We start from the raw sequence: 18,071 nt of genomic DNA, 5'->3' as shown, positions 1-18,071 counted from the left end.
TGAGCGCGAAAAAGTATCAGACCCTGCTCACGCTTAACATGGACGGAAACACGCGCAAACACTAACCCGCTGATGACCCGCACACAGCCGTCAGCCCCTCTATTCCACCACCAGGCGCCCCAACCGTTGCCGCAACATGCGATTCTCGGCGCGCAGCGCTTGCACTTCCTCCAGCAGATCCAGGGCCAGCGCCACGCCTTCCCACTCCAGCTCAAGATCACGCCGCAGCTTCGCCGCACGTTTGGCCAGCGCCAGTTCGTAATCGGTGAAGCGCCATTCCCGGGGCTGCGCGCCCTGAGGTTCGAGGATGCCGTGCTCGACGATTTCGATCACGTAGACGTCCGACAAATCGGCCGCCTCACAGAATTCTGCCAGGTCCAGTTGAACGATCAGGGGGCTGCTCATGATGGGCTACTCCGTCGTCGGGTTCAGAAGTTCTCTCGCGGGTTGAACGCAGCTTTCTTCGCCAGTTCCTGCCACAGCGCCTTGACCTCATCGTCGGACGCTTTCGGCATCACGGCCTTGAGTTGCACGAACAGATAACCGCGCTCGCCGGCCTTGTTCAGCAGGCCGTGGCCCTTGGCACGCATGCGCTGGCCATTCTGGCTGCCGGCCGGAACCTTGAGGTTGATCTTGCCGGTGAGGGTCGGCACGGCCACTTCAGTGCCCAATGCCAGCTCCCACGGCGCCAGCGGCAAGGTGATGATCAGGTTTTCGCCTTCGACATCGAATTTCGGGTGCGGCGCAAAACGAATGGTCAGGTACAGATCGCCATTCGCTCCGCCACCGATGCCCGGTGCGCCCTGGCCCTTGAGGCGAATGCGCTCGCCGTCGGTCACGCCGGCCGGGATCTTCACGTTCAGGCTCTTGCTGGTGTTGCTCACGTGCTGGCCGTGCGCGTTGTATTGCGGCACCTGAAAGGTGACTTTCTTCGATTCGTTCGACAGGGTTTCTTCGAGGAAGACCGGCAATTCCATTTCCACGTCTTGCCCTCGGCGTCCGCGTGATTGGCGGCTCTCGGCGCCACCGAAACCGGGGCCGCGATTGCCGAAGATCGAACTGAAGAAGTCCGAGAAGTCGCCGGTGTCGCCACCGCCGCCGCCAAAACCGCCACGGCTCTGCCAACCCGGTGGCCCCTGGAACGGCTGACCGTGCTGGCCATAACGACGCAACTCGTCGTATTCAGCGCGCTTGTCGGCGCTTTTCAGCGCTTCATAGGCTTCCGAGGCGTCCTTGAACTTGGCCTCGGCGTCTTTTTCCTTGCTGACATCGGGGTGGTATTTGCGCGCCAGCTTGCGATAGGCCGCTTTGATGGCCTTGTCGTCGGCTGTCGGCTCCACGCCGAGTATCTTGTAATAGTCTTTGAAGTCCATTGAAGGATCACCATCCGTTATCGATTTCGCGCCGAGGCCAGCGTGCGCCCGAATGGCGCGTGCCGGGTTGACCGATCTCAAGGTTGTGACCGGGTGGCGCCGCAGAAGTTTATCGGCAGTGGACGACGGTTCTTGCGACCGCCGGTGTGTCTGCCGGCCCATGCCAGCAAGTTTGGGGCGATGCGGCGGTTTTCAACCTGCCAGGTGGCGAAATAGCGGATGACCGGCCTTCGAATCTGCCGCGCACTGACATACACTGCGCGGCCGTTTTTTGACCGGAATCCGAAAGACATGAAAGACGCCTCTCCAGCCCGTGCCTGCGGCATCGACTTCGGCACGTCCAACTCCACCGTCGGCTGGCTGCGCCCCGGCATGGACACCATGATTGCGCTGGAAGACGACAAGATCACCCTGCCGTCGGTGGTCTTCTTCAACATCGAGGAGCGCCGCCCGGTGTACGGTCGCCTGGCCCTGCACGAGTATCTGGAAGGCTACGAAGGCCGGCTGATGCGCTCGCTCAAGAGTCTGCTCGGTTCCAAGCTGATCAAGCACGACACCAGCGTCCTCGGCACGGCGATGCCGTTCAAGGACCTGCTCGGGCTGTTCATCGGTCAGCTCAAGAACCGCGCCGAAGCCACCGCCGGTCGGGAATTCGAACAAGTGGTGCTGGGCCGTCCGGTATTTTTCGTCGATGACGATCCGTTGGCTGACCAGGAAGCCGAAGACACCTTGGTCGAAGTGGCGCGCAAGATCGGTTTCAAAGACGTGTCGTTCCAGTACGAACCGATCGCGGCGGCATTCGACTATGAGTCGACCATCGAAAAAGAAGAGCTGGTGCTGATCGTCGACATCGGCGGTGGTACCTCCGACTTCTCGCTGGTGCGCCTGTCGCCTGAGCGCCGCTCTGTGGATAACCGTCACGATGACATCCTCGCCACCGGCGGCGTGCACATCGGCGGTACCGACTTCGACAAACAGCTGAGCCTGCAGGGCCTGATGCCGCTGTTCGGCTACGGCAGCCGGATGAAAAGCGGTGCCTACATGCCGACCAGCCACCATATGAACCTGGCGACCTGGCACACGATCAACTCGGTGTACTCGCAGAAGTCCACGCTGGCCCTGGGCAGCATGCGCTACGACATCGAAGACACCGGCGGCATCGATCGCCTGTTCAAACTGATCGAACAGCGCGCCGGCCACTGGCTGGCGATGGAAGTCGAAGAAACCAAGATCCAGCTGACCCACGCCGACAGCCGTCACGTGCCGCTGGACCGCATCGAAGCCGGCCTGAGCGTCGAGCTGACGCGTGCGCTGTTCGAATCGGCAATCGAAGCTTTGCTCGAGCGCGTGCGCGGCAGCGTTACGCAGCTGTTGAATGACGCCGGCGTGGCGGTCGATCAGGTCGACACGGTGTTTTTCACCGGGGGTTCGAGCGGCATCCCGGCCCTGCGCAACAGCGTGTCAGCAATGTTGCCGAACGCGCGGCATGTCGAAGGCAACATCTTTGGCAGCATTGGCAGCGGTTTGGCGATTGAAGCGATGAAGCGCTACGGCGCCATGAACTGACCACAATCTCTGTGGCGAGGGAGCTTGCTCCCGCTGGACTGCGCAGCAGGCCCCTGCTTTGGACTTTCAAGAGCGGGGCCGCTCCGCGCCCCAGCGGTAGCAAGCTCCCTCGCCACAATGGTCGACAGCCAGACAGTCAGCTCAAACCATCCCGCCCAGCTTCAACTCACTCTTCAGATACGCGTAATAAATCGGTCCCGCCACCACGCCCGGCAAACCGAACGCGGCTTCGAACACCAGCATCGCCAGAAGCAACTCCCACGACTTGGCACTGATCTGCCCGCCGACGATGCGCGCGTTGAGGAAATATTCGAGCTTGTGGATAACGATCAGGTAGCCCAGCGCGGCGATCGCTACCCAGATCGACAGCGACAGGCCGACGATGGTGATCAGCGTGTTCGACATCAGGTTGCCGATCACCGGCAGCAGGCCGAGCAGGAAGGTCAGCACGATCAGGGTTTTGGTCAGCGGCAGCTTGATGCCGAACATCGGCAGGATCACTGCGAGGAAGATCCCGGTGAACACCGTGTTGAGCAGGGAAATCTTGATCTGGGCGAAGACGATATTGCGAAACGCCTGCACCAGCAGATGCAGACGGTCGAACAGGGCCGCGGCCAGGGGTTTGCGCTTGGTCACGTCGGGGATGCGCTGCAGGGCGATGATCGCGCCGAGCACCATGCCGATCAGCAGGGTGACGAACATGTGCGCGGCGTCCTTGCCGACCAGTTGCAGGTCGGCCAGATGCTTGCTCGCCCACTCGCCGATCGCCACGCGAAACTCCGCCGCGCTGGCCGGCAGATAGGCGTCGATGAACGGCGGCAACTGCCCCCGCGCGCGATCGACCACGCCCATGAACTTATCCAGCGAAGCGCCCGGATTTTCCGCTTCATGCAAGAGGAAACTGATAGCCCCGGCGAAGATCAGCGCCAGCACACTCACCACCAGCGTGCCGAGCAGCGCCACCGCCAACCAGCGCGCACGCCGCCCTTCGATCAGTCGTTGCAGTTGCGGGGTGAGCATGTTGACCAGCTCAAACACCAGCAACCCGGCCAGCAGGCTCGGCAACAGGCGCAGCGGCAGCACCAGCAGCAATCCGCCAAAAATGATGATGCAACTGACCCAGAACACAACATGACGCTGAGAAAACGTTGGCATACAGCCTCAAAACGAACGGCGTGAAAGGATGGGCAGTCTGCCAGCGATCCGGGGTTAGCACTAGGGATATGCGGGGTTTCGGATTTTCGTGCAACGCGTGCGATTTTCCCCCTCACTGTAGCCCTCTCCCAGAGGGAGAGGGGACCGATTGGGGGTTGCTCGAGAAATTTGCCGACCTGAACGTGCAGCGCCGAATCCGCCATCGACTCGGTATTTCAGACCACAGTTCCTGTCGGTATCCATGCGGTCGGTCCCCTCTCCCTCCGGGAGAGGGTTAGGGTGAGGGTGAGGGCAAATCTCAAGCCGACCGAATCAATCGGGCACGCATGGCGCCCGCTTATTTCTTCTTCAGACACTCACTCATGAATGTCTTGCGCGCATCGCCGGTCAGCGCCTTGGTTTTCGCATCGGCATTGCAGGTAGTCATCTTCTGCTGCTGCGGGGTCAGCGCCTTGCCATCGTTGGCCGCTGGCGCCGCTTTCAGGCAGGTGCTCATGAACGCCTTGCGCTCATCGCCCTTCAAGCTCTTGGCGGTCGCATCGGCATTGCAGGTGGTCATCTTGTTCTGTTGCGCCGTGGCGGCGAAACCCTGGGAACACAGGAGCAGACCGATCATCAACAACGGCACACGCAACATCTTCATGGAGTTTTCTCCTTGTTGCCGCACCGATGGATGCGGCCTCTGTCGCAGTGTAGTCAAAGCTTGTTACACCTTCCTGCCCTCGAGGTGACTGCGCCGATACTGTTCCGGCGTACAGCCAGCCTGGCGGGCAAACATGGCGATGAAGGCCGAGCCGCTGCTGTAGCCGAGATCGAAAGCGATTTCCTGCACCGAACGCGACGTCTCCAGCGCTTCGATCGCCGCCAGATAACGCAGGCGCTGACGCCACTCGCCAAAGCTCATGCCCAGTTCGCGGACAAACTGCCGCGCCAGCGTGCGCTCGCTGACATGCACCTGCGCGGCCCAATGCGCCAAGGGCTGATTGTTGCCCGGCGCGGCCTGCAAGGTTTCCAGAATCGTCAGCAGCCCGGGACTGCTCGCATATGGCAGGTAACATTCCTGCACCGGCGCTTGTTGCAGTTGATCGACCAGCACCTGGGCCAGACGCTGATCGGCCGCATGTTCGGGGATTTTCACATCGCGGGCGGCGAAGTCCTTGAGGATCGCCTTGAGAATGTCGCTGATCGCCAACGTGCAGGCGCGCGCCGGCAAGCGCGCGCAGACATCGGGATCAAGGCACACCGCGCGGTAGTTGACCGGTTGATGACTGTAGAAACTGTGCTCGACCTCGGGCGGCACCCACACCGCGTATTGCGGCGGCGACATGAAGCGACTGCCGTCGACATCCATGTGCAGCACGCCATGGGCCGCATATTCCAGCGTGCCCCAGGGATGCCGATGGGGCGCGGCATATTCGTGGGCATTGAAATCGGCGTAGCGGAAGTACACCGCTGACGGCAATTGGCTGAATGCGAGCAAGTCGATGTGTTTACTGTTCATGCTGTCCGGATGCAGAGGCAGGTTGTCTGGTTCGCAGTATAGGCCTGCATCCAGACAGGGGATAATCGCGCTTCATCAACGTAGGTTTTGTCCCATGCAATACGCTTTTCCCCTGCTGGCGATTTTCATCTGGGCTGGCAATACCGTGATCAACAAACTGGCCGTCGGGGCGATCTTCCCCGCCGAGATCGGTTTCTATCGCTGGCTGCTGGCCGGGCTGCTGTTTACGCCGTTCATGCTGCGCAAAGTCATCGCGCACTGGCCGCAGATTCGGCCGAACCTGGGGCGGATCTTCGTCCTCGGCGTGCTCGGCATGGCGGTGTATCAAAGCCTCGCCTACTTCGCCGCGACACTGACCACGGCCACCAACATGGGCATCATTCTCTCGCTGATGCCGTTGATGTCGCTGGCCATGGCGATCATCAGCCTTGGCCAGCGCCTGACTGCAGGGGCCTTGGTCGGTGCAGTGCTGTCGTTCGCTGGCGTGCTGGTGGTGGTGTCAGCCGGCAGCCTCGGTGCGCTGCTGCAACACGGGGTCAACATGGGTGACGCGATGATGCTGATCGCGACGCTGGCCTATGCGGTTTACAGCACGCTGTTGAAAAAATGGCAGCTGCGCCTGCCACCGTTGGTGCTCCTGTACTTGCAGGTGCTGGTGGCGATTGTGGTGTTGTTTCCGTTGTTCGCGGTGTCGCCGAAGACCGGTTTGAATCTGCAAAACGTGCCGCTGGTGCTGTATGCGTGCCTGCTCGCTTCGATGGTCGCGCCGCTGGCGTGGATGCAGGCGGTGCAGCGGCTGGGGCCGAGCCGGACAACGTTGTTCTTCAATCTGCTGCCGCTGATTACCGCGATGATTGCCGCTGTGGTGCTGAAGGAGCAGTTGGCGATGTATCACCTGGTGGGCGGATTGCTGACCTTGGGTGGGGTGGTTTTATCGGAGCGCTGGACCACGGTGTTGGGCCGCAGGATGAGCGTCGCCTGAACCGACGCTTTCGCGAGCAGGCTCGCTCCCACATTCAAGCGCATTCCTTCAGTTGAAATGCAGACACCTGTGGGAGCGAGCTTGCTCGCGAAGAACGATAACGCGGTCTGACTGCTAACACCCAGCCGCCTCCAGCCGCGCCGCATGCTCGACAAACAACCGCACCGGATCCGCGCCCTTGCCCACCAGCCCCAGCGACTGATTGACGATGTCGAAATGATCCAGCGGATAGTCATCACCGATTACCGTGCCCAGATGCGAGCTGTAACGACCGACCATGCCATCGCACTGCCCCCGCTCGCGAACGAAGGTCGTGGCGAACAGGCGGCAACTGCGATTGGTGCCGTCAAAGAGATTGCCACCACGATCGGTCTTGCCCGGTTGCAGCGTTCCTGACCAAGAGTAGTACCGCACGCCGTTGACCTCTTCCGGGCCCTGCCCGCCCCAGGTTTGCGGCAACCCTTGTGGATAACGTTGATTGAACAAGGCAACGCCCGCCGTCGTCAGCGAGTGGTGGGAGGCGTGGATATCCACAGGCAATCTTGGCCCGTGATAACCGGTGTCGAGCATCGCCATGATCCAGCCGATCAAGCGCAACAATGCTTCGAGCAGACGCCCTTTGGCGGTGTTCGCCGGATAGTTCTTTTCCAGATGATCGGCCAGCTCCGAACCGTGATTCGGCCCGGCCACCGATGTTACCGAGGCGACCAGATCGGGACGTTTCGCCGCTGCATAGCGCGCCGTCAGCGCGCCCTGGCTGTGACCGAACAGATTGACCTTCTGCGCCCCGCTCTCGCGGAGAATGTCCTCGATCCGCGCCAGCAACTGCTCACCGCGCACTTCGGTGGAGTTGAGCGGCGAAACCTGCACCGCGATCACCGTCGCACCACCACGGCGCAAGGCCTTGATGATGCCGAACCAGTACGGGTAAAGCACCAGCCGGACAAAGCCGAGCATGCCCGGCACCAGCACCAGTGGATAACGTGTCGACATGGGTTACATCCTTGTGCGCGGTGAGTGGAGGCCTGACGTGCAAGACGCCCGCCAAGCATCCACCGTGACGATGACAACTCTTGGATGAGCCTACATCAACCCCACCTGAAACTCCCGGGCCAGTTCGAGCAAACGCTGCTCGGCCTCGGCCACCGACACCGCGAAGGTGCGCTCAGCGGACTCCTCGCCTTCTGCCGCGACCACGCTGACGTCATTGATACCGATAAAGCCCAGCGCAGTGCGCAGCCATGGGTCGGCGTGATTGAGCGCCAGGTCCCCGCCCGGGCCAAAGCCGAAACCGCCGCGACTGGTGACGATCAAGGCTTTCTTACCCTGCAACAATGGGCTGTACTGCGCGACGCCATTGTCCAGCGTGTGATCGAAGGTCAGCCCCAACCGCACAATCTGATCGACCCAGGCCTTGAGCCCGCTGGGCACGCTGAAGTTGTACATTGGCGTGGAAATCAGCAGCAGATCGTGGGTGAACAACTCGTCGACCAATTGATCGCTGAGCGCCAGATCCGCCTGCATCACCAATGGCCGCGCCTGCGGTTGTGGATAAAACGCCGCCGCCACAAAAGCCTCGTTGACCGCAGGAACCGGCACCCGCCCGACTTCGCGGCGGGTCACCTGCCCTTCTGGATGACGCTCCTGCCAGGCACTCAAAAATCCCTCCGCCAAACGCCGCGAAGTCGACCGATCCCCACGCGGACTGCCATGCACCACAAGAATCCTGCTCATCTATAAATCCTCAGGCTAAACTCAAACCTCTTGAGGCTTGCAGCTTGGAGCTCGCAGCTGCTCCATACAAATGTCTGGACTGACGCCGAGATCGCAGTCTTCAGCAGTTCCTGCACGGAGCCCGGCGTAAATCGCATAAAACTTTTCGCTTCGCTCAAGACTCACAACCTGGGTAGCGACCGCGTCTTCAGAACGTGGCGCCCATCGGATTAGCCTCCAGGAGAATGAAATGAGTGACCTGCATTTGTCTGATGTTCAAACCCTGCGCGAACGCGCACGGCAACACGTGGAAAACGGCGCGGTCACCGAGACCTACAGTGCCAACCGTGAGGAGGTGCTGCGCTTGCTGAACGAGTCGCTGGCCACCGAACTGGTCTGCGTATTGCGCTACAAGCGCCACTACTTCATGGCCAACGGCCTGAAAGCCAACGTCGCCGCCGACGAATTCCTCGAGCATGCCAACCAGGAAGCCGAACACGCCGATCGCCTCGCTGAACGCATTGTGCAACTGGGCGGCGAGCCGGAGTTCAACCCCGACCTGCTGAGCAAGCTGTCCCACGCGCAGTACGTGGCCGGCAATTCGCTCAAGGAAATGGTTTACGAGGATCTGGTGGCCGAGCGTATCGCGATCGACAGCTACCGGGAAATCATCCAGTACATCGGCGACAAGGACCCGACCACCCGCCGCATCTTCGAAGACATCCTCGCCCAGGAAGAAGAGCACGCCGACGACATGGCGGACATCCTCAACGACCTGTAACCCTTAACAGCAAAAGATCGCAGCCTTCGGCAGCTCCTACACAAGGAACGCATTCCAAATGTAGGAGCTGCCGAAGGCTGCGATCTTTTGATCTGCCCTGCTTACTTGGTAGGTTTGACGGTCACCGGCGCCTTGCCCTGCTTCATCTGCTCCAGCAACGGCGCGCATTGATTCGGCTCGCCACCGCTCGGCGCCACCAGCGCCAGCAATCCCGCCGCTGGTGCGGCGATCACGCCCAAAGCGACCATCCCCGCCCCACGCAGCATCAACGGTACGGCTTTGACGCCGGCATCCGGCTTGATGAACTTGCCGCGCACATACAGCGGCGAGCGCAGGGAGATCAGGCGCCAGCCCTTGGATTCCGGTGTCACCGTCAGGTCCAATCGCTCGGTGGCCATGTTTGCCGTGCCATCGATGTAGATAATCGCGTTCTCGGTATCGAAGACAAACAGCCGCGTGGTCGCCAGGCCGGTCTTGATATCGAAGTCCGCCGCCGCGCAGTTGATCTTCACTTCCTTGTCGCCAAAGATTTTCCCGACCACGTAGTTGCCGACGTTGAGCCCGGCCAGCTCCATCAGCTCACGGCTGATCGCGCCGTCGTTGATCAGCATCTTCAGATTGCCGTTAGCGCCGCCAAGCAGCTTCGCTACGGAGTTGCCACGGCCACTGATGTCGGCATCACCGTTGAGCTCACCGAAACTGGTTTTCATCGGTTCGAAAGTCGGGAACAACTCTTTCAGCTTGAACTTGCGTGCGGTCAAACGCGCCCGGCCTTCCAGTGGTTCGGTGCGGCCATTGAGGCGAATCTGCGCATCCAGCGTGCCGCCGGCGACGCCAAAGCGCAGCGGCTCGAGACTGAGCTCGCCATCGTTGAGTTTCAGATGGGTATAGAGATCCTTGAACGGCAGCTTCTCGCTGTGGACGATGCGCTTGCCGGTGAACTCGACGTCGGCATCCATGGCGCGCCAGCGGTCGGTCTTGAACTCTTCTACCGGCAGAACCTTGTCCCCGGGTTGCTTGCTCGCACCGCCACGGGCTTTCTGTTCGGTGTTGGAGTCGGCGCCGATCAATGGCGCGAGGTCGGCGAACAGCAGTTGATTGGAGAGCAACGCACCGCTGAGTTTCGGCCGTGGCTGGCTGGCGACGTAGGTGAGGTCGCCGTGGATGTCGCTGTCGCCGATCTTGCCGTTGAATTTCTCGTAAGTGAATCTCGCCCCGGCCTCGTCGTGCAGCTTGGCGATCAGGTGGCCGTCGGTGGAATACGGTGGCGTGTCCGGCAGGGTTACGCCGGTCAGCGGATAGAGATTGCCAAGGCTATCGCCGGCGAGCTTCAGGCGCAGGTCGAGGGCGCCGAGGTTGAGCGGGTCGGTGAGGGTGCCGGCCAGCTCGATTCGGGTGTCGCCAATCTTCGCCTGGGCCTGCAACGGGAACGGTTTGCTCGCGTCCTGCAAAGCCAACAGTCCGCCGATCTTGCCCTGCCCGGTGAGATTCTGCGCGTGGTACTGGCCTTTGACCTTGAGCGCAAAAGCGTAGTCCTGCGGTGCGCCGCCCTTGTCCTGCGCGGTTTTCGCCGCTTTGTCGCCGACGATTTCGCTGAAGGGGATCGGCTTGCCGAGCGGGTCGATCAGCACATCAAGGTTGGTTTTCAGGGTCTGATCGTCGAGGGTCACGTGGCCCTTGTCGAAGCCGATCGCGCCGATATCGACCACCCAGTTCGATGGCTCGGCGTTCGGGTCCTTGGGGTCGAATTTGAAGGTCCAGTTGGCGCGGCCATCGGCCAGACGTTGCAGCTCGGCATTCGGCTCGGTCAGGTCGATGCGCGGAATCACCACGCGCTGGGCCAGCAGGGCGAGCGGCGAAATGCGCAGCTCGACGCGTTTCAGCGTGACCATCTGCGGCTGCGTCGACCAGTCCGGATTGCCCAGGCTCAGGTCCTCCGCGACCACGTGCGGCCACGGCACCCAGGCACGCCAGCCGCCCTCTTCCGGCTCGCGCTGCCAGATCACCGCGAGGTTGCCATTGATAGCAAACGCCCGGTGCAGTTCTTCCGAGACTTTGGCGTTGATGGTGGGTTTGATCCGGTTCCAGTCGAAGAACACGATGATCAGAATCAAGGCTGCCACTAGCAGCACGAGGATGGCGAAGGTCCAGCTGAAGATTTTTCCAGTGCGCGTCATGCACAAAGCTCCTGATCACGACTGCACGCCGATTACCCGACGCACAGCTGAAACGGCAGACCGAAGCGGCCCCTATGCAGTCTGTGACTGGCGAAAGGCCCGCAGGTTTAATCGAAAGGCAGTTTAAGCCATAAAAAGCGCAGCAAATCTGACCGATCGGTCGAGCAGTGTTACCGCGACCCGCACTTTTACGAGGCGCGAGTGAGTCGAAAATACCCACGACGGTGCAAAACCGCCGCCCGCAAAGGCCCGTGCTAGAGCCTTCGCGTGGAACAATCAATTCTGTTGATTATTACCATTGCGTTTATGAACTTTTATATCGACTTATCGAGAGTAGCATTGCCCTCGTACCCACTTTATCGCCCTCCCAAGGAGCCACTATCATGAAACGCCAATTACTGCTCAGCCTTACCCTTTCGATGCTAGCCAGCACTGCTTTCGCCCTGCCCGCTGCCGATCAGGCCACTCCGCAAATCAAATCGAGCCACTCGGTGTTTAGCCAGACCGTAGCTTCCGACGGTTCCGAGCGCACTCCACAAGGTCAGACCCTGGCTGAAAACGGCCGCAACCGCCTCGAAGAAAAAGGCCTGGTTCAAGACGGCTCGGATCGCACCCCACAAGGCCAGGCCCTGGCTGAAAACGGTCGCAATCGCCTCGAAGAAAAAGGTCTGGTGCAAGACGGTTCGGATCGCACGCCTCAAGGTCAGATCCTCGCCTCCGACGGCACCGAGCGCACCCCACAAGGCCAGACCCTGGCTTCCGATGGTTCCGAGCGCACTCCACAGGGCCAGACCCTGGCTGATGACGGCTTCGATAAAACCCCACTGGGTCAAGCCCTCGCTGAAGGCGGTGGTGACCGTGTGATCGAACGCAACAGCAAACTGAGCTGAGCCCATGACGGCCCGGCAAAAAAGCCCAATCAGCGGATTGGGCTTTTGACTTTTCAGCTTCTGTAAATTCCTCGCTGAACGACTCCCCGTTCGACGCCGACAAAGCCGATTTGCTAGAGTGCGGCGCTTGTCCTGCCGAAGAACACACCCTGCGATGCTGCCCCGCGCCGAACAGAAACAACAGACCCGCAACGCCTTGATGGACGCTGCCCGCCACCTGATGGAAAGCGGCCGAGGATTCGGCAGCCTGAGCCTGCGCGAAGTGAGCAAGACCGCCGGCATCGTGCCCACTGGATTCTATCGTCACTTTGCCGACATGGACGAGTTGGGGCTGGTGCTGGTCAGCGAAGTCGGCCAGACCTTCCGCGAGACCATCCGCCTGGTGCGGCACAATGAATTCGTCATGGGAGGCATCATCGACGCTTCGGTGCGCATCTTCCTCGATGTGGTCAACGCCAACCGCTCGCAATTCCTGTTTCTCGCCCGCGAACAATACGGCGGCTCGCTGCCGGTACGGCAGGCAATCGGACGCTTGCGCGAAAACATCAGCGCCGACCTCGCGGCGGACCTGGCGTTGATGCCCAAACTGCAACATCTGGATCTGGCGGGTCTGAGCGTGATGGCCGACCTGATCGTCAAATCAGTCTTCGCCACCCTCCCCGACATCATCGACCCACCGCCCGAAGCCTTGCCGGAGCACCTGACGCCGCAGGCGAAGATCACCCAACAGTTGCGCTTCATCTTCATCGGCCTCAAGCACTGGCAAGGGCTGGGCAGTACCGAATAACACCTTCCTACCGCGACAACACATATCCCCTGTAGGAGTGAGCCTGCTCGCGATAGCGGTTTAACAGTCAGATATTTACTGACTGATCCACCGTCATCGCGAGCAGGCTCACTCCTACAAGGGTGCACCGCGACAGCCTCTCTTTGGTGCATGACAAATTCTTCATGCACCAAAACCTTCCAGAATCCCCGCGCCTGTTGAAAGATCGGATGCGCGCCGACAGCTATTTCCTACATCTCGTGCGATTGGCGCGGCCCTTGCTCTAGCCCAATCAACGTTCATTGCTGGAAGCTTTCCGATGCTGGTGATTCATCGCAGAATCGACCCTCAACCCGTCTGGGCCGCCGAGTTGCACCTGACCTTCGAAGCGCGCAGCAAAAGCCGTTTGCGCTGTTTCAGTGCCGAAGGCGAAGACGTCGGGTTGTTTTTGGAGCGCGGCCAGCCACCGCTGCATGACGGCGAATGCCTGCAGGCCGAAGACGGCCGCGTCGTGCGCGTCTGCGCCCGTCCCGAACAATTGCTCCATGTCACCTGCGCCAATGCGTTCGAACTGACGCGCGCGGCCTATCACCTCGGCAACCGCCATGTCGCCCTGCAGGTCGGCGATGGCTGGCTGCGCCTGCTCGACGATTACGTGCTCAAGGCCATGCTCGAACAGCTCGGCGCACAAGTCGAAGCCATCGAAGCGCCGTTCCAGCCGGAGCACGGCGCCTACGGCGGCGGCCATCATCATTCCCGCCACGGTGACGAAGACTTCAACTACGCGCCGAAACTCCATCAGTTCGGCGTGCGCCTGTGAATCCGGCCTGGGCGCTGCTGCGTCTGGCTAGTCCGCAATTGCCGATTGGCGGCTACAGCTATTCCCAGGGTCTGGAAATGGCGGTGGATAACGGCCGGGTGAACAACCCGGACAGCGCCCGTCGCTGGATCAGCGACCAACTGCTGCTCAATCTCGCCCGCTTCGAAGCGCCGCTGCTGTTGGCGCATTGCCGGGCGGCGGCGGACGAAAACTGGGCCGACCTGCAGCTACTTTGCGAAAACCATCGTGCCAGCCGCGAAACCCGCGAACTGCATCTGGAGAGCCGGCAGATGGGCTACTCCTTGCAGCAGTTGTTGAACGGTTTGCCGGAACTCGACGCGTCCGCCCGCGATTTTCTTGCACAGATCACAGAACCGCATCTGGCCCTGTGCTGGGCACTGGCCGCGCGCGCCTGGGGCATCAGCCCCCAGGACGCACTTGCCGCGTGGCTGTGGAGCTGGCTGGAAAACCAGCTCGCCGTATTGATGAAGACTCTGCCGCTGGGCCAGCAAGCCGCCCAGCGCCTGACCAGCGAGCTGCTGCCGCTGCTGCAACAGGCGCAGCACGACGCAAGCCAAATCAACCCCGAACACATCGGCAGCGCCGCTTTCGGTCTGTCCCTGGCCTGCATGGCCCATGAACGCCAGTACAGCCGTCTCTTCCGCTCTTAGGCCTGTTTATTTTGGAGAATGAAATGCAAACACAACCTCTGCGCGTCGGCATCGGCGGCCCGGTCGGTTCCGGCAAGACTGCGCTGACTTTGGCCCTGTGCCTGGCCCTGCGCGAGCGCTACAACCTCGCCGTGGTCACCAACGATATCTACACCCGCGAAGACGCCGATTTCCTGGTGCGCAACGAGGCCCTCGCGCCGGAGCGGATCATCGGCGTGGAAACCGGCGGTTGCCCGCACACCGCAATCCGCGAAGACGCTTCGATCAACCTTGAAGCGGTCGACCAACTGAACCGACGCTTTCCGGGGCTGGATCTGATTCTGGTCGAGTCCGGCGGCGACAACCTCTCGGCGACCTTCAGCCCCGAGCTGTCCGACCTCACCATCTACGTGATCGACGTTTCCGCCGGCGACAAGCTGCCGCGCAAGGGCGGCCCAGGGATCTGCAAGTCCGACCTGCTGGTGATCAACAAGATCGACCTGGCGCCGCTGGTGGGCGCCTCGCTGGAAATGATGGACAGCGACACCACACGCATGCGCAACGGCAAGCCGTTCGTGTTCAGCAACCAGAAAACCGGTCAGGGCCTTGAAGAAATCATCGCCTTCATCGAACGCCAGGGCCTGCTGACCGCCGCCTGACTCACTTATCAACAAGGAAGCTTATCCATGACATTCAAACGCATTCTTGGCGCCGTGGCGCTGCTGCTGACACCGGCGCTGGCCTTCGCTCACCCGGGCCATGGCGACAGTGGCCTGGTCGCGGGCATCAGCCACCCGATCGGCGGTCTCGACCATTTGCTGGCAATGCTCGCCGTCGGTTTGTGGGCGGCGCAGCAACAAGGCGCGGCGCGCTGGGCGCTGCCGTGCACCTTTGTCGGCACCATGCTGCTGGGCGGCCTGCTCGGTTTTGAAGGGCTGGAGTTGCCGGCGCTGGAAAGCGGGATTGCCGCGTCGGTATTGGCGCTGGGCCTGGCCGTGGCACTGGCGGTGCGTCCACCGCTGGTGATGGCGGTGGCGGCGACGGCGCTGTTTGCGCTGTTCCATGGCGTGGCGCATGGGCTGGAGTTGCCGGAGATGAGCAGCCCGTGGGCGTATGCGACCGGGTTTGTCGCGGCGACGGCGGTGTTGCATGCGCTCGGCTATGGCGTGGTGCGGGTTCTTCCGCAGGCAGCGGCACCGCTTGTGCGACTGGCGGGTGCGGCTTCGGCGGCGACCGGGGTCTGGTTGTTGGCAGGATGATTGTTTAGCGCCTGCACTGGTCTCTTCGCGAACAGGCTCGCTCCCACAGGTTTTATGTACGCTGCAAATCCACTGTGGGAGCGAGCCTGCTCGCGAAGACGGCCTGACAGACACCGCATCTCTCAAGCAGTGCTCTCTGCTACCATGTCGCGCAATCGCCCCAGCCCGTGACGACATCCGCTCATGCCCCACGCTTCCCGCTCCACCACCCTGCCCGAATTGACCGCCCTGTTTGCCGAGGTGCAGAAGCATTTTCTGCATGTCATCGTGCCGCTGTGGCAAGGCCCGGGCTGGAATGCCGACATGGCGTTGCCCTATGAGGCGCTGGACGCCGCGCATCAAGCGTTGCCGGCGCAACGTTATCGGGCAATGGCCTGCGCACGGCAGCTGTACCTGTTCTCCAGCCTGATCGGGGTTGTGGATAACGCCGAAGCACGGGCGGCGGCGCTGTTCCGTTCCTTGCAACGGCACTTCCATGACGCCGAGCATGGCGGCTGGTTCTACAGCATCGACGCCCAGGGCAAGCCGCTGGATCAGCGCAAGGATCTCTACACCCACGCTTTCATTCTGTTTGCCTGCGCGCATTACTGGAACAAGTCCGGCGATTCGCTGGCCGAGTCGACATTGAACGCCGCGCTGGAAATCATCGGCCGCCGTTTTGCCACCGGTGACGGCTTGTACGAAGCCTGCCTTGAGCGTGACTGGATCACCTTGCAGACCGGCCCGTTGCAAAATCCGCTGATGCATTTGGCTGAAGCCTTTCTGGCTACCCTTGCGGTGCGCGAAGATCCGCAGACGCAGAAAGCCCTGCTTGAGTTATGCACAGCCATGCACAAGCAATTCGTCGATCCGCAACATGGCGTGTTGATGGAGAAGCCGCTGGGGGCTGTGGATAACTGGTACGAGCCGGGGCATCAGTTCGAATGGTATTTCCTGCTCGAATCGTCGCCGCTGTTGCGCGATTCCAAACTGCATCGGGCATTGGATCGGGCGTTTGCCTTTACCGAACAATATGGCGTGCTGGAATCTTGCGGCGCCGTGCGGGCGATGCTTGATCTGGAAAGCAATGGCCGACCAAGGGATTCGACCCAGCGTATCTGGGCTCAGGCCGAATACCTGCGCGCACTGACGTTGCGCAAGGACAGCGAAGCGGCGGTGCTGCGCCAGTTGCAGGCGTTGCAGCAACGGTTTCTGCATACCGGTGGGTGGCACGAGTGCCGGGATGAAAACGGCGAAGTCAGCCGCAAGGACATGCCTTCGACCACGCCTTATCATTTGGCTACGTGCTACCACGGTTTGGCCGCTTATCTTGCTTGAAGATCAAAAGATCGCAGCCTTCGGCAGCTCCTACACAGAAACGCATTTCAAATTATAGGAGCGAGCCTGCTCGCGAATGCCGTTACGCGGTCATCAGGCAATCCACTTCTTGTCCCCGGTGAAACTGATGGTCAGCCACCGCGCCGCATCCGGCTTGCCCAACTGCGCGGAAATCTGCTCACGCAACGCGTCCAGCTGCGCGACATTGCGCAACGGATAAGCCGCCGGCAGCACCACATGAATTTCGATGAACCGCGCCCGACCGTGCTTTTGTACGTAGGAGACGTAATCGTCGAAACCATGCTCGACCTTCGCCACCTCCATCACCTGCCGTACCTGCTCATCCAGCGTGTCCGGGGCGATACCCAGCACATCACGCAATGCCGGGCCGAGGATCTTCAACGCCGGGGGCAGCATGCTCAGCGCAAGTACGATAAGGATCAGCGGGTCGACATACACCGCCCACTCGCCATAACCCTGGGACTTGAGCAGCAGCGCGGCGAGGAAACTGATCAACAAGCCCACCGAGAGCATCGCATCGACCAGCCAACTGATGTTGTCGAACTGGATCAGGCTGGATTTGAGCGTGCGATTACGCCGGCGCACGTAGAAGAAATAAGCGAACTCGACGACGGTGAACACCGCCGCGTAGACGATCACCAGACCCAGCTCGATATCGCGACCACCGTTGATGATGCCGAACAGGCCATTGAGAAATGCATAGATGGCGATCAGCAGCAGGAAGCTGCCTTCAATCAGCAGCACCATCGGCTCCAGATGCCAGAAGCCGAACTGGAAACGCTGATTGCTTTGCTTGGCGATCAACCGGGCGGTGATCAGCATCAGGATTTTGATAAACGTTGCGATCAGCGAGAAAAAACCATCGAACAGGATGGATTGCGAACCTGAAACAAAACCGGTGACGATCCCGGCAATTGACACCGCCAGCATCAGCAGCGTCGATTGTTTGAGCAGTGCCTGCTCACCTCGGTTACTCACTTGAACTCCTCATGAAACCTTGCACACCGCGGGGTGCGGCGGGCTGGCTGAGTGCGGAGTTTAGCTTATCGTCGATTTACACCCGACTTTGTGGCGAGGGAGCCTGCTCCCGCTGGGGTGCG

General features: G+C 61.0%; 19 protein-coding genes. 10 read left to right on the top strand and 9 right to left on the bottom strand.

The window, feature by feature from the left end:
• Positions 1-99: 99 nt before the first annotated feature.
• A complete protein-coding gene (locus QRN33_RS02955; protein WP_042608936.1) occupies positions 100-405 on the bottom strand; it encodes a chaperone modulator CbpM in 306 nt (101 codons plus the stop codon).
• A 23-nt stretch (positions 406-428) separates the two neighbouring features.
• Entirely contained in the window at positions 429-1,373 is a 945-nt protein-coding gene (locus QRN33_RS02950; protein WP_024011397.1) for a DnaJ C-terminal domain-containing protein, read from the bottom strand.
• A gap of 291 nt (positions 1,374-1,664) precedes the next feature.
• Here QRN33_RS02950 and QRN33_RS02945 point away from each other — a divergent pair, with 291 nt between their 5' ends.
• Positions 1,665-2,939: an Hsp70 family protein gene (locus QRN33_RS02945; protein WP_285406832.1), complete on the top strand. Its 1,275-nt coding sequence runs from the start codon at positions 1,665-1,667 to the stop codon at positions 2,937-2,939.
• 141 nt (positions 2,940-3,080) lie between these two features.
• On the opposite strand, the gene QRN33_RS02940 is transcribed toward QRN33_RS02945, so the two are convergent.
• From QRN33_RS02940 to QRN33_RS02930, 3 genes are all read right to left on the bottom strand, one after another.
• On the bottom strand, positions 3,081-4,094 hold the full coding sequence (locus tag QRN33_RS02940; protein ID WP_101158351.1) for an AI-2E family transporter: 1,014 nt from the start codon (positions 4,092-4,094) through the stop codon (positions 3,081-3,083).
• Positions 4,095-4,431: 337 nt separating this feature from the next.
• Entirely contained in the window at positions 4,432-4,737 is a 306-nt protein-coding gene (locus QRN33_RS02935) for a PsiF family protein (RefSeq protein WP_083354095.1), read from the bottom strand.
• Between the two features lie 63 nt (positions 4,738-4,800).
• Complete coding sequence (locus QRN33_RS02930; protein WP_285406824.1) at positions 4,801-5,595, bottom strand: AraC family transcriptional regulator; 795 nt, start codon at positions 5,593-5,595, stop codon at positions 4,801-4,803.
• 94 nt (positions 5,596-5,689) lie between these two features.
• Between QRN33_RS02930 and QRN33_RS02925 the strand changes: the two genes are divergently transcribed.
• Positions 5,690-6,577 carry a DMT family transporter gene (locus QRN33_RS02925; RefSeq protein ID WP_123419918.1) on the top strand — a complete coding sequence of 296 codons (888 nt, stop codon included), beginning with the start codon at positions 5,690-5,692 and terminating at the stop codon, positions 6,575-6,577.
• A gap of 114 nt (positions 6,578-6,691) precedes the next feature.
• Here QRN33_RS02925 and QRN33_RS02920 read toward each other — a convergent pair whose 3' ends face one another.
• Positions 6,692-7,570, bottom strand: coding sequence for an esterase/lipase family protein (locus tag QRN33_RS02920; RefSeq protein WP_042608941.1), 879 nt, complete (start codon positions 7,568-7,570; stop codon positions 6,692-6,694).
• Between the two features lie 90 nt (positions 7,571-7,660).
• The gene (locus QRN33_RS02915; RefSeq protein WP_285406820.1) at positions 7,661-8,311 is read right to left on the bottom strand and encodes an FMN-dependent NADH-azoreductase; all 651 of its coding nucleotides are present in this window, start codon (positions 8,309-8,311) and stop codon (positions 7,661-7,663) included.
• Between the two features lie 229 nt (positions 8,312-8,540).
• On the opposite strand from QRN33_RS02915, the gene QRN33_RS02910 reads away from it, so the two are divergent.
• Positions 8,541-9,071 carry a ferritin-like domain-containing protein gene (locus QRN33_RS02910; RefSeq protein WP_042608942.1) on the top strand — a complete coding sequence of 177 codons (531 nt, stop codon included), beginning with the start codon at positions 8,541-8,543 and terminating at the stop codon, positions 9,069-9,071.
• A 101-nt stretch (positions 9,072-9,172) separates the two neighbouring features.
• Here QRN33_RS02910 and QRN33_RS02905 read toward each other — a convergent pair whose 3' ends face one another.
• Positions 9,173-11,248 (bottom strand): AsmA family protein, encoded by a 2,076-nt coding sequence (locus tag QRN33_RS02905; RefSeq protein WP_285406816.1) that lies wholly within the window; start codon positions 11,246-11,248, stop codon positions 9,173-9,175.
• 383 nt (positions 11,249-11,631) lie between these two features.
• Here QRN33_RS02905 and QRN33_RS02900 point away from each other — a divergent pair, with 383 nt between their 5' ends.
• The 7 genes from QRN33_RS02900 (at position 11,632) to QRN33_RS02870 (ending at position 16,950) form a co-directional block, all read left to right on the top strand.
• A complete protein-coding gene (locus tag QRN33_RS02900) occupies positions 11,632-12,138 on the top strand; it encodes a hypothetical protein (protein ID WP_065615518.1) in 507 nt (168 codons plus the stop codon).
• 154 nt (positions 12,139-12,292) lie between these two features.
• Positions 12,293-12,925, top strand: coding sequence for a TetR family transcriptional regulator (locus QRN33_RS02895; RefSeq protein ID WP_042608945.1), 633 nt, complete (start codon positions 12,293-12,295; stop codon positions 12,923-12,925).
• A 298-nt stretch (positions 12,926-13,223) separates the two neighbouring features.
• Entirely contained in the window at positions 13,224-13,724 is a 501-nt protein-coding gene (ureE, locus tag QRN33_RS02890; RefSeq protein WP_042608946.1) for an urease accessory protein UreE, read from the top strand.
• Positions 13,721-14,395, top strand: coding sequence for an urease accessory protein UreF (locus QRN33_RS02885; protein WP_064363055.1), 675 nt, complete (start codon positions 13,721-13,723; stop codon positions 14,393-14,395). Before ureE ends, QRN33_RS02885 begins: the two co-directional genes overlap by 4 nt.
• A gap of 23 nt (positions 14,396-14,418) precedes the next feature.
• Complete coding sequence (ureG, locus tag QRN33_RS02880) at positions 14,419-15,033, top strand: urease accessory protein UreG (protein WP_285406806.1); 615 nt, start codon at positions 14,419-14,421, stop codon at positions 15,031-15,033.
• Between the two features lie 27 nt (positions 15,034-15,060).
• Positions 15,061-15,633, top strand: coding sequence for a HupE/UreJ family protein (locus QRN33_RS02875; RefSeq protein ID WP_064363060.1), 573 nt, complete (start codon positions 15,061-15,063; stop codon positions 15,631-15,633).
• A 183-nt stretch (positions 15,634-15,816) separates the two neighbouring features.
• Positions 15,817-16,950 (top strand): AGE family epimerase/isomerase, encoded by a 1,134-nt coding sequence (locus tag QRN33_RS02870; protein WP_285406801.1) that lies wholly within the window; start codon positions 15,817-15,819, stop codon positions 16,948-16,950.
• Positions 16,951-17,043: 93 nt separating this feature from the next.
• Here the strand turns inward: QRN33_RS02870 and QRN33_RS02865 are convergent, their stop codons facing one another.
• The gene (locus QRN33_RS02865) at positions 17,044-17,949 is read right to left on the bottom strand and encodes a cation diffusion facilitator family transporter (RefSeq protein ID WP_285406798.1); all 906 of its coding nucleotides are present in this window, start codon (positions 17,947-17,949) and stop codon (positions 17,044-17,046) included.
• Between the last annotated feature and the right edge of the window lie 122 nt (positions 17,950-18,071).

Source organism: Pseudomonas sp. FR229a (genome assembly GCF_030209115.1).
In the GTDB taxonomy this organism is placed as follows: Bacteria; Pseudomonadota; Gammaproteobacteria; order Pseudomonadales; family Pseudomonadaceae; genus Aquipseudomonas; species Aquipseudomonas moraviensis_A.
The sequence above is the reverse complement of the archived record's forward strand: the minus strand, read 5'-3'. Positions and strand labels throughout refer to the sequence as shown.

Excerpts from the sequence above, each read along its gene's own strand:
- QRN33_RS02955 (WP_042608936.1), bottom strand. The coding sequence starts at position 405 with ATGAGCAGCCCCCTGATCGTTCAACTGGACCTGGCAGAATTCTGTGAG.
- QRN33_RS02910 (WP_042608942.1), top strand. The coding sequence starts at position 8,541 with ATGAGTGACCTGCATTTGTCTGATGTTCAAACCCTGCGCGAACGCGCA.
- QRN33_RS02950 (WP_024011397.1), bottom strand. The coding sequence starts at position 1,373 with ATGGACTTCAAAGACTATTACAAGATACTCGGCGTGGAGCCGACAGCC.
- QRN33_RS02930 (WP_285406824.1), bottom strand. The coding sequence starts at position 5,595 with ATGAACAGTAAACACATCGACTTGCTCGCATTCAGCCAATTGCCGTCA.
- QRN33_RS02875 (WP_064363060.1), top strand. The coding sequence starts at position 15,061 with ATGACATTCAAACGCATTCTTGGCGCCGTGGCGCTGCTGCTGACACCG.
- QRN33_RS02870 (WP_285406801.1), top strand. The coding sequence starts at position 15,817 with ATGCCCCACGCTTCCCGCTCCACCACCCTGCCCGAATTGACCGCCCTG.
- ureG (WP_285406806.1), top strand. The coding sequence starts at position 14,419 with ATGCAAACACAACCTCTGCGCGTCGGCATCGGCGGCCCGGTCGGTTCC.
- QRN33_RS02920 (WP_042608941.1), bottom strand. The coding sequence starts at position 7,570 with ATGTCGACACGTTATCCACTGGTGCTGGTGCCGGGCATGCTCGGCTTT.
- QRN33_RS02935 (WP_083354095.1), bottom strand. The coding sequence starts at position 4,737 with ATGAAGATGTTGCGTGTGCCGTTGTTGATGATCGGTCTGCTCCTGTGT.
- QRN33_RS02900 (WP_065615518.1), top strand. The coding sequence starts at position 11,632 with ATGAAACGCCAATTACTGCTCAGCCTTACCCTTTCGATGCTAGCCAGC.
- ureE (WP_042608946.1), top strand. The coding sequence starts at position 13,224 with ATGCTGGTGATTCATCGCAGAATCGACCCTCAACCCGTCTGGGCCGCC.
- QRN33_RS02905 (WP_285406816.1), bottom strand. The coding sequence starts at position 11,248 with ATGACGCGCACTGGAAAAATCTTCAGCTGGACCTTCGCCATCCTCGTG.
- QRN33_RS02925 (WP_123419918.1), top strand. The coding sequence starts at position 5,690 with ATGCAATACGCTTTTCCCCTGCTGGCGATTTTCATCTGGGCTGGCAAT.
- QRN33_RS02895 (WP_042608945.1), top strand. The coding sequence starts at position 12,293 with ATGCTGCCCCGCGCCGAACAGAAACAACAGACCCGCAACGCCTTGATG.
- QRN33_RS02940 (WP_101158351.1), bottom strand. The coding sequence starts at position 4,094 with ATGCCAACGTTTTCTCAGCGTCATGTTGTGTTCTGGGTCAGTTGCATC.
- QRN33_RS02945 (WP_285406832.1), top strand. The coding sequence starts at position 1,665 with ATGAAAGACGCCTCTCCAGCCCGTGCCTGCGGCATCGACTTCGGCACG.
- QRN33_RS02915 (WP_285406820.1), bottom strand. The coding sequence starts at position 8,311 with ATGAGCAGGATTCTTGTGGTGCATGGCAGTCCGCGTGGGGATCGGTCG.